Origin of the sequence: Sediminispirochaeta smaragdinae DSM 11293, assembly GCF_000143985.1 — a bacterium.
GTDB classification, from domain to species: Bacteria; Spirochaetota; Spirochaetia; order DSM-16054; family Sediminispirochaetaceae; genus Sediminispirochaeta; species Sediminispirochaeta smaragdinae.
This window is the reverse complement of sequence record NC_014364.1, coordinates 1,642,083-1,655,781: the sequence shown is the minus strand read 5'-3', so window position 1 is coordinate 1,655,781 and position 13,699 is coordinate 1,642,083. Positions and strand designations below refer to the sequence as shown.

The 13,699-nt window shown below is 50.9% G+C and carries 9 protein-coding genes, 1 tRNA gene and 3 rRNA genes; all 13 read right to left on the bottom strand.

Annotated features, from left to right (window positions below):
- Positions 1-8: 8 nt before the first annotated feature.
- Positions 9-857 carry a class I SAM-dependent methyltransferase gene (locus SPIRS_RS07790; protein WP_013254130.1) on the bottom strand — a complete coding sequence of 283 codons (849 nt, stop codon included), beginning with the start codon at positions 855-857 and terminating at the stop codon, positions 9-11.
- Between the two features lie 3 nt (positions 858-860).
- Positions 861-1,730 (bottom strand): M23 family metallopeptidase, encoded by an 870-nt coding sequence (locus SPIRS_RS07785; protein ID WP_013254129.1) that lies wholly within the window; start codon positions 1,728-1,730, stop codon positions 861-863.
- Positions 1,731-1,733: 3 nt separating this feature from the next.
- Entirely contained in the window at positions 1,734-2,771 is a 1,038-nt protein-coding gene (locus SPIRS_RS07780; protein WP_013254128.1) for a hypothetical protein, read from the bottom strand.
- A complete protein-coding gene (locus SPIRS_RS07775; protein ID WP_013254127.1) occupies positions 2,768-3,583 on the bottom strand; it encodes a hypothetical protein in 816 nt (271 codons plus the stop codon). Before SPIRS_RS07775 ends, SPIRS_RS07780 begins: the two co-directional genes overlap by 4 nt.
- A 21-nt stretch (positions 3,584-3,604) precedes the next feature.
- Complete coding sequence (gene recN, locus SPIRS_RS07770; RefSeq protein WP_013254126.1) at positions 3,605-5,293, bottom strand: DNA repair protein RecN; 1,689 nt, start codon at positions 5,291-5,293, stop codon at positions 3,605-3,607.
- Positions 5,286-6,140 carry an NAD(+)/NADH kinase gene (locus SPIRS_RS07765; RefSeq protein WP_013254125.1) on the bottom strand — a complete coding sequence of 285 codons (855 nt, stop codon included), beginning with the start codon at positions 6,138-6,140 and terminating at the stop codon, positions 5,286-5,288. The genes recN and SPIRS_RS07765 overlap by 8 nt, the downstream gene beginning before the upstream one ends.
- Positions 6,141-6,147: 7 nt before the next feature.
- Complete coding sequence (locus tag SPIRS_RS07760; RefSeq protein ID WP_013254124.1) at positions 6,148-7,161, bottom strand: DegT/DnrJ/EryC1/StrS family aminotransferase; 1,014 nt, start codon at positions 7,159-7,161, stop codon at positions 6,148-6,150.
- A gap of 16 nt (positions 7,162-7,177) precedes the next feature.
- Positions 7,178-7,660, bottom strand: coding sequence for a chemotaxis protein CheW (locus SPIRS_RS07755; protein WP_013254123.1), 483 nt, complete (start codon positions 7,658-7,660; stop codon positions 7,178-7,180).
- A 76-nt stretch (positions 7,661-7,736) separates the two neighbouring features.
- Entirely contained in the window at positions 7,737-8,597 is an 861-nt protein-coding gene (locus tag SPIRS_RS07750) for a universal stress protein (protein WP_013254122.1), read from the bottom strand.
- 76 nt (positions 8,598-8,673) lie between these two features.
- Positions 8,674-8,784 (bottom strand): 5S ribosomal RNA (gene rrf / locus SPIRS_RS07745).
- Between the two features lie 50 nt (positions 8,785-8,834).
- A 23S ribosomal RNA gene (locus SPIRS_RS07740) occupies positions 8,835-11,817 on the bottom strand.
- A gap of 143 nt (positions 11,818-11,960) precedes the next feature.
- Positions 11,961-12,034, bottom strand: a tRNA-Ala gene (locus SPIRS_RS07735).
- 109 nt (positions 12,035-12,143) lie between these two features.
- Positions 12,144-13,685: ribosomal RNA gene (locus SPIRS_RS07730) — 16S ribosomal RNA — on the bottom strand.
- The 16S, 23S and 5S rRNA genes sit together here with 1 tRNA gene alongside, the layout of an rRNA operon.
- Positions 13,686-13,699: the final 14 nt, after the last annotated feature.

The following is a 13,699-nucleotide window of genomic DNA, read 5'->3' as shown; positions in this document are numbered from 1 at the left end:
GCTTCCCGTCACCTTTTTTCGGAAAGGACAATCATCACATCACCCAGGCCGGACAATTTAGCAAAACGATCGACAGGACGTTTAATGGTTTCAGATACCAGACCTTTCGCGATACCTCCCCACGTTTTCCAAGAAAGCGGTGAAAAATCGTTGGAACGGAGAAGCGTCAAGAAATTCTTGCGACCGAACAGATGGATATGGTCGGGTATGACAGATCGCCAGCCGGAACCGAACAGTTTCGCTTGCAGTCCGGCACTGTTGGGTGTTGTAAGGACAAGAAGGCCCCGATTATCGAGAATTCGATGTGCTTCCTGCAAAAAAGCAACGGGATCGCTCAGGTGCTCGATCAGATGGCTGGCATGCACGACCTGAAACGCCTGGTCACCGAAAGCTGCCTGTTCAAGAGTGCTTATGGAAATAGGAACGCCGCGGTGTTCTATGCCGTATCTTGCAGTCGGAGAACACACTTCGACCCCTTCGGCCCGCCAGCCATGCTTACGAAGGTGCTCAATAAGGCGTCCTGTTGCACAACCGATATCAAGAAATCTTCCACCAGCAAGGCCTCGGGAGGCTGTAAGAGAGGAAAAACCCACATCATCCAAAGCCTTGGCCATTAATGAGAAGAAGGCCTCTTCATTGCTCAGTTCATAGCTGAGATACTCTTCGCCGTAACGAAGACTCAACTCCTCCTGAACCGGCACCGGATATTGCTGAAGATGACCGCAACCGCAGCATCTATGGAAACGGGCCCCTTCGACCTCCCACAAAAAGGTAAATACGGAAGAACCGCAGATCGGACATGCATACCCGAGGCAGCGTTCATTTCCAGCCGGGTTGCTAAAGGTCCTAACCGACATGTATCAACGAACCCGAAGAAGAATAGAGTGGCTTGTCTCATTGCCGGCAAAGTCGGAAACCGCCACTTCCAAGGTCGAGGCACCAGGGCTTAGCATAATTTCTCCTATACGATAGTAACCGGACCTCTGATACAGACGATCCGCAGTAAGATTCCCGGTACGTATCAGCTTTAAGGAATCACCGTCCATTTCAAGGGTCTCAAAGGAAACGTCTCCTTGCGACTCTCCGTTTAAATAGGTATCGAATCGATAAGGAGCCTTTCTATCACGACTTCCCGCCACAGGATCAAAGGCGGAGACAAACACCTCCCAGCGTCCCGCATCCAGCCGTGCCTCCCTATTAAGGGTAATCGCTTGATCGCCTCGGCTCAAAAGAACCCCACTGATGATCGGTGCAAGTGAATCTTCAAGCGGCGGCAACGAAAGAAGCGGATTCACATAACGCAAATACTCATAATCAAGAATCTGCAAAAAGAGAGGGCTCGGATTGCCTGAAGAAGTAAGCAAAAGGGTGCCAAGGCTCTCACCTTTTTCCACCTCGACATTCGAAACCTTCACCGTACCGAGATTTCCGTAAAAAGAGCGAATTCCCCGCTCGTGCTCCAACACAATAAAGGAATCATACCCGGAAGGTAACTGATCCAAGGCCTCATTCTCTCGCTGAAAAAAGATCAACGTACCGGATTCCACGGCCCTGACATCATTGCTGCTGCCTTGAATCATCGCCCCCGGCAAAAAAGCCTTTCCGTTGTTCTGACAAAAATCCAGAACGACCGTAGGATTCTCCAAGGGCCACTCGTATCCCAAAAGTAAACCGGAAGAGGAAAACAACATGAATAGTGCCGACAAAACCAAGAAGCTTCTACATTTCATTTTCTATTTCCTTTCAAAAGAAAGAGAGGCAAGACGATCCTGATAACCGATGAGAAGGCCGTGACCGGTTTTACCGAACCAGAAAACCGGTCCCTTCATTCCAATTTCGAGAAAGGAAAGACCCTTATCATCAAAAAGTGAAAGACGGCCTTCCGAACCGCCGACGAGAACCGCAGACATCGATAGGCCGGAAAGCTCACGACTCCCCAGATACCTTCCTGTGAGATTGTAGCGGCTAACGCTACCACTCAGTAGATCCATGGTAAGAAGGGAGGCTCCTCTATCAAGGCGCAAGAGAGAACCATCACGGAGAAATTGGACCGAGGTTTGTCGAAGCAAAACTCCGGGCAGCTTCCATTCACTACGAAGCTGCCATTGATCTTCGACCTTCTCATAAAGAGAAAGCTTCTGTGGTTCGATTCCACGAACAAGTGCAAGACGATCGGAAGCATCCGAAACAGCCACACCATAGACGACAGGCACGCCACTTGCCTCCGGGGCGAAGCGGGAAAGAAGTGAACCCTTCGAATCAAGGAGGTACGTGTCGCCATTGAGCGTCCCAAGGATTCGTCTATCAGGAGTATCGGAAAAAGCGGTAATAAGGGAGGGCACCTTTTTTACCCACAATACCTGACCGGAAAGGCTAACCTCTTCAATGGCCAGACGATCGGAAGCAACAAGATAAGAGCCCTGAGCGGTAAAAAAAGGCAACCAGCCGGCAGGAACGATACCGGCTGCTGTGCCTCCGGCATCGTACATGCGCCCGCCGTAGGAAAAACCTCTTTTGTTCATGGCAAGCCGTTCTTTCCCCGAGGAAAAGAAGAGTAGTTTTCCTTCTTCGGTTACATACCCGAAATGATCAGCAGTGGCAAAAGAGAGAGCATCGTCCCCCGTATGCCCGCCCCCCCCCGACTGCCCGGCAACAACACGGCTCCAAACAGGCACCCCGGATAAGCGGGGCTCAATCGCCCTTCCGAAAAGCAAAAGATAGGCAAAAAGTAGCGTAATAAAGAGAAAAATCGAAGTTTTGCGTCGCTTCATAACCTGTTCGTACCCGAAGATTCCTGTCGCTTTCTATCGTTATCCATTTTTGTCTTCCACACATCAATTTTCTTTTTGATGTTTTCTGCTTCGGTTGAATCTCCCAAAAGAATATTTAAGCGCCTCAAAGCACTTAAATAACGTATGGCAAGTTTAAAATCGTCGATTCTTCCGGTAGAAAGTTCATATTTCTGACGATACCCATCGGCAGATTTTGCAAGAAGCCCCTTCACCAAATTAAGGTGGCGCATTCGGCTTTCGTATCCCGCTTCCCGCGGATCCATCTTTGCAACAAAATTTTTGAGATCGAGCAAATTCTTTGCAACGGTGGCAAAACGCCCTTCTATTTCAACAAAGGACCATTTCCATTTGCTGTTTTCACCAAAACCGTCTTTTACCGCATCAACGGCAAAGCCCAATTTGCGAACAAGGAGCCAACGATTCTCGTCGTCGAATGATCCTATCTTTTCCGCCTGTTCGGCATAATCGGAATAGGGCACATCAAGATAGCCGGTGACTACTTCCTCGAGATAGATGATGGCTTTATAGCAAGCCTTTCTGGCATCGTTCAGAAATGCATCATTCCGAACACCGAGAAGGGACATAGAGAGATTATTCATCAGCACATAGTAGGAAACCAAATTAAGGCTCTCGTCGACAAGGCGAAGTTTTTTATACCCCGCCCCCAGCTCATCATTTTCAACGGTCTCCAACAATTTCTTTTCCCGCTGGAGAATCTGATCTACGGCAAGCTTATATTCCTTTATCTTTTCAAAATAGCGTCGCTTTGCTTCTCCGCTGACTTTTCCCACGCTTAAGCTCCTTGGATCCTGTTACAGCCGTCCAGAGGTTTCAAGCAAACGACGAGCGTGCTCCAACGACGCCTCTCCGCCGCTTGTACCCGACAGCATCCGGGCTACCTCGGCAACCCGTTCTTCCCGGGAAAGAGGATGCGTATCCGTCACGGTTCGCCCGTTTCGCTCCTGCTTTTCCACGATAACATGATTATCGGCCTGAACAGCAATGGAGGCAAGATGTGTTATACAAAGGACTTGCTTTTTCTTTCCCAATTCGGCCAAATAGCGGGCAACAGCAACCGCAACCTCACCTCCGATGCCGGTATCAATCTCATCAAAAATAAGGGTTTGGACCTGATCGGTTTCCGACAGAACACTCTTTATTGCCAACATGACCCGGGAAAGCTCACCGCCGGAAGCAATATCCTTCAGAGGACGCTCGGGTTCCCCTACATTGGGACTGATGAGGAATTCGATTCTATCGTAACCGTGGGGTCCACAGGAAAGTTTTCCGCTCTTTCCTTCCCGATACCCCGTCGATACGGTAAAACGGACCTTCGGCATTCCGAGAAAACGCAACGCTTCACTGATTGCTTTCTCAAGACGGGAAGCGGCCTCCTTACGGCGACGGGAAAGCTCCCGTGCACGTTCGGCAAGGCGGCGCTCCGCCTCTTTGAACTCCCCCTCCAGACGTGCAATCTCTTCATCCCGTCCGGCAAAGGCTTCCAGTTTTTTCCCGGCTTCTTCGCGATACGCCAAAACAGCTGCCGGATCTTCTCCATACTTTTTCTCGAGACGATGGATCGTCTGGAGCCGTTCTTCGCAGCGATCAAGGCGCTCAGGAGAAAAATCTACCATCTGGAGATAATCACGAAGCGTTTGTTCGATATCTTCGATTTCATAAAAGGCATTTTCGATTCTGGTACTTTGCGTCTGCAACGAAGGATCGATACCCGCAAGCGCAGAAACAACATGCATGGCTTCGCGAAGTTGAGAAAGGGCCCCACCCTTTGTCTCGGCCAAAACAGAGTGGCACTGTTCCAATAGCGAGAATAGTTTCTCGCTTTGACTCAGCAAATCACGCTCTCGTGTCAATTCCTCTTCTTCTCCGGGGACGAGCTTGCTCTCGTCAATTTCATGGATTGCATACTCAAGGATATCCCGTTCACGAAGAAGATCCCGTTCATCGCTGCGAAGGCTCTCCAACTCCTTATGGAGGGATGTAAGGGAGGTAAAAAGCGAAGCGACCTCGCCGGCACGTTCTTCAAGGCCGGCAAAACGATCAAGGAGCAGCCGATGGTTATCCACCGAAAAAAGGGATTGGTGCTCATGCTGGCCGTGAAGATCAAAGAGAAAACCGGTCAGATCACGGAGGTCCTTCAGCGTTGCGGGCGTGGATTGAATAAAAGACGAACCACGACCGTTACGTTTAAGCACCCTGCGGAGCAGCACCGCTCCGTCTTCGTCCGAAATGTCGTGATCGGCCAACCACCCTAGGGCGCCGTCACAGGAGTCAACCCGAACCATTGCAGTAATCTCAGCCTCTTCGCTACCTATTCGGATCGATTCGGTGTCACCCTTGCCTCCAAGCAGAAGGGAAAGAGCTCCGATAAGGATCGATTTACCCGCCCCAGTCTCACCGGAAAGCACCGTAAGATGTTCGGAAAAATCAAGATTCGCGGAATCGATCAAGGCATAACCACGGATCGTCAGCGTCTCAAGCATCCGAACCTCCCGACCAATTCAACTTCGACCTGAGGACCTCAAAGAAATTTCTCCTGTCCGAACGGACAAGGAGAGCCTTGCTGTGACTCTTTTCAAAAAAGACAAGGTCCCCTCCCTGAAGAGGAAAAACCTCCTGACCATCTATGGAAAGGATAATATCAGTCCGCTGATCCTTTTTCACATTGATCTGTGCGACATCGTTTCCGGAAACGACAAGAGGACGATTCGAGAGGGTAAAGGGACAGATTGGGTTAATGATAAGGGCTTCCATTTCGGGATCAAGAATAGGGCCGCCGGCTGCGACGCTGTAAGCTGTCGAACCGGTGGGAGTGGCAACAATGACTCCGTCGGCTCGATAGCTTCCGAGTTCATTATGATTGAGACGAAGATCCAACTCCACCACTTTAGACATCCCATTAGCGCTGATAACCGCATCGTTCAAACCCGAAAAGGTCATAATTCGTTTTCCGCCTCGTTCCACTATAACCTTGAGCATAACACGACGAGACAGGCCTAAGCCCCCCTGCCGATAGCCTTCAAAGACTTCCTTCCATTCACAGGAGGAAATTTCGGTCAGAAATCCGAAATTTCCGAGATTGACGGCCAGGATAGGAACCCCAAGGTTGTCAAGAAGCCGTGCCGCATAGAGAACGGTTCCATCTCCACCAAGAGAAAAGGCAAAATCGACACCCTCGGTTGAGATATCCTCCGGTTTTCCGAAAAAACCGAAGGGAATAGCATCAATCCCTTGCTCCCGCAGAAAAAAAGCGATCTCATCCATCAGCACAGCGGCGGCCGGTTTTTGGAGATTTGCTATGATCAGCACTTTTCGAATAAGACGCTCCATGGTTCTCCTAAGGAAGAGTGGATAGTACTTTCGATATTTGTTCGGCCTGGCTCTTCCCAAGCATCGGATAGAGAGGGAACAGAAGGCAACGCAACATAAACTGCCGCGCCTTCGGGAATCCGTCATCCATGCTCTCCATGACCGAATCGGCAAAGGCGAGACAGGTTTCGACCCCTTTTTTTCGGGCATAGGAGCCGACATCTTTTACGCTACTTTCGATCATGATCGGAAAAGAGTAATGAACATTCTCCCCCTCTCCCGGCTGGACCAACATATTATGTCGTCCCTTCATGACCGCCTTTGAAAAAAGAGCGGCAAGTTCCTTTCGCCGTTCGAAATAGCCCTCGGACTCTTTGAGCTGAACCAGAGCAAGGGCAGCACAGAAATCGGGCATCAGTCTGGCACATAAAGAGCCTTCAACCGATTGTTTCAAGCGTGAAAGCTGTTTACGCCCTCTTGCGATTACGAGAGCGCCTTCGCCCGCAGTAATCAAATGATTCGGTTCAAGACCGATGACCGCATAATCCCCTGCGGTTCCACACAGACGGGAACCATCGTGCCCTCCGAAAGCAGAAGTCACATCCTCAATCAACGGAACGCCGGCCTCCACAAGCGGCTCGGTTTCCGGAATAAAGCCAAGGGGATAGTGAAGAAGGACAGCCTTAGCCCCTTCCTCAATCGCCCGCAGGGCATCAGGAATAAAAAGAGAGCCGTTCTCCTCGCTGACATCGATAATGGAGGCCTCGAGCCCAAAACGCGCAAGCTCATCGAGATAAAAGGCGGGAGAAAGAGCCGAAATAACGACAGAACTTCCCGATTCGAGGTCCAAGGAGGAAAGGGCAAGTCCGATAGCATCGGGATAGGTTGCAAAAGCAAAGCCTCCGCCGGCGGAAAGCTTATCGGCAAAAACCTTTACCAGCTCTTCGCCGACAGGTCCAGGGCCGATTACATCTGAGACAAGGGTAGTAAGTACGGAATCCATCTCTTTCCGCTTAATAGTGGGCCTGAAAACCGGGATCATATATGGCGGCTCCGAATTATTCGTTGATATATTCCAGCTGTTGCAACTCCTTAGGATCGAAGAGCCGAAGAATGTCAAGCATGATAAGATAACCGTCATCCCGGTTGAACACGCCTTGAATATATTCAGCACCGATTCCGGAGAGCATCTGAGGAGGAGGCTGCATTTTATTCAGATCGACGGTCACAACCCGCGATACTTTATCGATAATAATGCCGAGCTTCATTCCCTTGATATCGATAATAATAAAACCGCTGAGCAGTTCGTCTTCTTCGCTAAGCTCAGCTCGTTTGAGATGAAAACGCTTATGCAGATTGATAATCGGAATAATTTCACCACGGAGGTTGAAGATACCCTCTACATATGAGGGAGCATTCGGAATGGGACGAGTCTCTTCGACCCTCACAATTCCATCCACCGACATAATATTTATTCCGTAATGTTCTTCTCCTAGCTGGAAGGTGACCAGCTGCATTCTACGTTCTTCCTGTTCTACCATCTCTCCTCCCGATAGTCTTTTCAGCATAAATGAGACGGGGGGATTTTGCAATACTGATTTCTCGCCCGTCAAAGAGTCAATACACGATAAGAACAGGAACTTCGCTTTTACGCAATACGATGGTCGTCGTCGAACCCAGAATATAGGCTACAATCTTATTCCGGCCGTGCGAGCCAATCATGATCATATCGCTTTTCTCGCGTTTTGCAGCAGCAAGGACCTCGTGAACGGGAGATCCTTCGGTAAAAAGCATCTTCGGAGTAACGCCATGCTCTTCGAGAAAACGTCGTTCCTGTTCATACGAATCATACTCCGAATTCCCCTCGGAAGCCGTCATCATAATAAGCTGATCCGTGGTTTCATGAAAATTGTTGATATAATAACGTAAGGCGTTCTCGGCACTCCTGCTTCTGTCATAGGGAAAGAGAATGCGCTCTATGGCCCAGTGCTCCACAGGACAGACAAGTACGGGACGGACGGAACGACGGACCAGATCCTCCGTTGTCGATCCTACCATATCTCGCTTGTATTGTGCGTTTTCACCACGCTGGCCAATAGCAATGAGATCGGCGCACCGCCCTTTTTCGGCTATACGTTCGGCAGGAAAGCCTTCCTCTATCATTCCGTTACATTCAAGCCCGGCTTCCTTCGCCTCTTTTTCACACTGGCTAATAACCTTTTCACCGAAACTACGGATATCGGCATGAATTTTTTCATAGAACTCCCTCATCTGAGGATCTGGGGGTATGTAGATACGTTCATACGAAATGTCGTAGGCTCCACCGGTATACATATAGGGCATTTGGGTCTTTCGCCGATCAATGACAAAGAGGGCTCCAATCGAAGCATTGTTCTTACGGGCTATATCGAGTCCGTAGCGCAAAGCACTCATAGAATGGGGGGAACCGTCTACCGCAACCAAAATATGTTTTATCATGCCCGCCTCCTTATACCCTATATGGTAAAGAGCTGGAGCAATTAGATCAAGGATAGAGGGAAAGGATAAAAAAAACGCCTGGCGACGACCTACTCTCCCACCGTTTGGCAGTACCATCGGCGCAGGAGGGCTTAACTTCCGTGTTCGGAATGGGAACGGGTGGGACCCCTCCGCAATTGTCACCAGGCGAATAAAAACAAAGCTTATTCACAAAGGTGGAAAGGATTACATGATAATATGGTCAAGCCTCACGACGAATTAGTACTGGTAAGCTGAACATGTTACCATGCTTAGACTTCCAGCCTATCAACCAGGTCTTCTCCCTGGTGTCTTTAGTCACCTTAAAGGTGATGGGATGACTCATCTTGAGGTGGGCTTCCCACTTAGATGCTTTCAGCGGTTATCCCTTCCGAACTTGGCTACCCAGCAGATGCCGTTGGCACGACAACTGGTACACCAGAGGTTCGTCCACCCCGGTCCTCTCGTACTAGGAGTAGCTCCCCTCAATCATCCAACGCCCGTAGCAGATAGGGACCGAACTGTCTCGCGACGTTCTGAACCCAGCTCGCGTACCGCTTTAATTGGCGAACAGCCAAACCCTTGGGACCTGCTCCAGCCCCAGGATGCGATGAGCCGACATCGAGGTGCCAAACCCTGCCGTCGATATGAACTCTTGGGCAGGATCAGCCTGTTATCCCCGGAGTACCTTTTATCCGTTAAGTGACGGCGCTTCCACACGCTACCGCCAGATCACTAAGACCTACTTTCGTACCTGCTCGACTTGTTGTCTCGCAGTCAAGCCACCTTGTGCCTTTACACTCGCGCACTGATTTCCAACCAGTGTGAGGTGACCTTCGCGCGCCTCCGTTACTCTTTGGGAGGCGACCGCCCCAGTCAAACTGCCCACCTGACATTGTCCGTTATCCAGTTTCATGGACACCGTTAGAAACCTAAACTAACAAGGGTGGTATTTCACCAACGGCTCCACACAGCCTAACGACCATGCTTCTCAGCCTCCCACCTATCCTACACATGTTAGTCCAGATTTCAATGCCAAGCTACAGTAAAGGTTCACGGGGTCTTTCCGTCTAACTACGGGTAATCGGCATCTTCACCGATACTTCAATTTCACCGGGTCTCGCGTTGAGACAGCGTTCAAGTCGTTACACCATTCGTGCGGGTCGGAACTTACCCGACAAGGAATTTCGCTACCTTAGGACCGTTATAGTTACGGCCGCCGTTTACTGGGGCTTCAGTTCGCAGCTTCGACTCTAGGTCTAACCACTCCCCTTAACCTTCCAGCACCGGGCAGGTGTCAGTCCGTATACGTCTCTTTACAGATTCGCACAGACCTGTGTTTTTGGTAAACAGTCGCTTGAACCATTTCTCTGCAACCCCCTTCAAACTTTAACATCCAAAAAGGGCCACACTTCTCCCGAAGTTACGTGTGCATTTTGCCGAGTTCCTTAACGCGAGTTCTCCCGAGCGCCTTAGCATTCTCAGCCCGCCTACCTGTGTCGGTTTACGGTACGGTCCCTTCCAACCTAACTTTAGAGATTATTTCTCGTCACCTTGACTCCACGTGCTTCGTTCCGCCGTAGCTTCACTCGCCTTCACGACTCACCTCATGGTGCGGATTTGCCTACACCACTCATCAGCTTATCGCTTGGACCGGGACTACCATCGCCCGGACTCGCTTCGCCTCATGCGTCATCCCATCAAAATTGGAAGAGGTACGGGAATATTAACCCGTTTCCCATCGGCTACGCCTTTCGGCCTCGCCTTAGGGGCCGACTAACCCTTGGGCAGATTACCTTAACCCTGGAAACCTTAGGCTTTCGGCGGAGGGGGATCTCACCCCTCTTTTCGTTACTCATGCCTGCATTCTCACTTCCACTCCCTCCAGCAAACCTCCCGGTTCACCTTCATCGGTATGTGGAACGCTCTCCTACCCACCGTCCAAAGACGATGCCGTAGCTTCGGTACTATGCTTAGCCCCGTTACATTATCAGCGCAAAACGACTCGACCAGTGAGCTATTACGCACTCTTTGAAGGTGTGGCTGCTTCTAAGCCAACCTCCTGGCTGTCTTCGCCGTTTCACTTCCTTTTCCACTTAGCATAGTTTCGGGACCTTAGCTGACGGTCTGGGCTGTTTCCCTTTTGACCACGGACCTTATTACCCGTAGTCTGACTCCTGCATATTAACACGCGGCATTCGGAGTTTATCTGGGGTTGGTACCCGGTGAAGGGCCCTAGCCCAACCAGTGCTCTACCTCCGCGTCTGTCCTTGCAAGGCTAGCCCTAAAGCTATTTCGGAGAGTACCAGCTATCTCCAGGTTTGATTAGCCTTTCACTCCTATCCACAGCTCATCCCTGCCCTTTTCAACGGACTAGGGTTCGGTCCTCCACTCAGTTTTACCTGAGCTTCAACCTGGCCATAGATAGATCACCTGGCTTCGGGTCTACCACATGCAACTAGTCGCCCTATTAAGACTCGGTTTCCCTCCGGCTTCGGGACTCCTATCCCTTAACCTCGCTACATACGGTAACTCGCAGGCTCATTCTACAAAAGGCACGCCGTCACCATCTTTCAATGGCTTCGACCGCTTGTAAGTCCACGGTTTCAGGTTCTATTTCACTCCCCTCCCGGGGTACTTTTCACCTTTCCCTCACGGTACTATTCGCTATCGGTAGCTGTCGTGTATTTAGCCTTGGAGAGTGGTCTCCCCTGCTTCCGACAAGATTCCTCGTGTCCCGTCGTACTCAAGCTCGTCTCCCACGCAGTCAATTCTATTTCGCATACGGGGCTTTCACCCTCTCTGGCTGCCCTTCCCAGTAGCATTCCGCTATACAATTGTTTTATCACTGCGCGACCGGTTCTACACCCAGTCCAGAAACCGCTTACAACCCCCATAATGCAACGCTGTAGAACTTACACACTATAGGTTTAGGCTCTTCCCCTTTCGCTCGCCGCTACTTAGGGAATCTCGTTTGATTTCTCTTCCTGCAGGTACTTAGATGGTTCAGTTCCCTGCGTCTCGCTCCATACGGCTATGGATTCACCGTACAGTGACCGTCATCTAAACGGCCGGGTTACCCCATTCGGACATCCCCGGATCAGCAGATGTTTGCTCCTCCCCGGGACTTTTCGCAGCTTACCACGTCCTTCCTCGCCAGACAGCTCCAAGGCATTCACCGTGGACCCTTATTCGCTTGACCATATTATCTTGCAATCCTTCCCTATCAGCTATATGACTCCTCGCCTTATAGCTCCCCTGTTAAAGATCAATGTGCACACCAATGATAGTATCGGAGCGCACGGTATACTTACCCGGCAAAAGCCAGGAAAAATATCATAAACATGGAGGCATGGGGATTCGAACCCCAGACCCTCGGCTTGCAAAGCCGATGCTCTAGCCAGCTGAGCTATGCCCCCGCAACATGTCATAAGAATCTGGGCACAGCCCAATCAGAGAAAAGAGGGAAAGGAAGAAGTACCGACGCGTTAGCTCAAAGGATCAGAATGATCTTATCTTTCTTATCAGAAAGGAGGTGATCCAGCCGCACCTTCCGGTACGGCTACCTTGTTACGACTTCACCCCCCTTACTAGGCATACCTTCGGCACCGTCCTCCGTTACCGGTTAGACTAGCGACTTCGGGTACCCCCAACTCGGGTGGTGTGACGGGCGGTGTGTACAAGGCCCGGGAACGTATTCACCGCGCCATGCTGATGCGCGATTACTAGCGATTCCACCTTCATGGAGTCGGGTTTCAGACTCCAATCTGTACTGAGAACGGCTTTTTGCGATTTGCTTGGACCTCGCGGTCTCGCGGCGCTCTGTACCGTTCATTGTAGCACGTGTGTAGCCCAGGACATAAGGGCCATGATGACTTGACGTCGTCCCCACCTTCCTCCGGTTTGTCACCGGCAGTTCCATCTGAGTCCCCAACTTAATGATGGCAACAGATAGCAGGGGTTGCGCTCGTTGCGGGACTTAACCCAACACTTCACAGCACGAGCTGACGACAGCCATGCAGCACCTGTATAGCGGCCCCGAAGGGAAGCGGTATCTCTACCACCGTCCACCATATGTCAAGCCCTGGTAAGGTTTCTCGCGTATCATCGAATTAAACCACATGCTCCACCGCTTGTGCGGGCCCCCGTCAATTCCTTTGAGTTTCACCCTTGCGAGCATACTCCCCAGGCGGTGCACTTATCGCGTTTGCTTCGGCACCGACCCCAACGGGCCGACACCCAGTGCACATCGTTTACGGCGTGGACTACCAGGGTATCTAATCCTGTTCGCTCCCCACGCTTTCGCGCCTCAGCGTCAGTCTATGGCCAGAAGCTCGCCTTCGCCACCGGTGTTCTTCCTGATATCTACAGATTTCACCCCTACACTAGGAATTCCAGCTTCCCCTCCTAGACTCCAGCACGACAGTTTCAAGCGCGTTTCTCCAGTTGAGCTGGAGCCTTTCACACCTGACTTGCCATGCCGCCTACGCGCCCTTTACGCCCAATAATTCCGAACAACGCTCGCCCCTTACGTGTTACCGCGGCTGCTGGCACGTAATTAGCCGGGGCTTTTTCCTCGGTTAACGTCATCACCCATCCATTTCCTGATAGGCTTATTCCTCTCCAAGAAAAGAACTTTACAACCTTTCGGCCTTCTTCGTTCACGCGGCGTCGCTCCGTCAGGCTTTCGCCCATTGCGGAAGATTCTTAGCTGCTGCCTCCCGTAGGAGTCTGGGCCGTGTCTCAGTCCCAGTGTGGCCGTTCACCCTCTCAGGCCGGCTATCCATCGCCGCCTTGGTAGGCCTTTACCCCACCAACTAACATAATGGACCGCAGACTCCTCTTAGGTCGACGCCTAAGCGCCTTTCCTCTATCACCCTTATGGGTAAAAGAGCTTATGCGGTATTACCCCATGTTTCCATGGGCTATCCCCCATCCCAAGACAGATTATCTACGTGTTACTCACCCGTTCGCCGGTCTCAAAAGTCCGAAGACTTTCTACCCCTCGACTTGCATGCTTAAAACGCGCCGCCAGCGTTCGTTCTGAGCCAGGATCAAACTCTCCATTATAGTATGTTCAACAT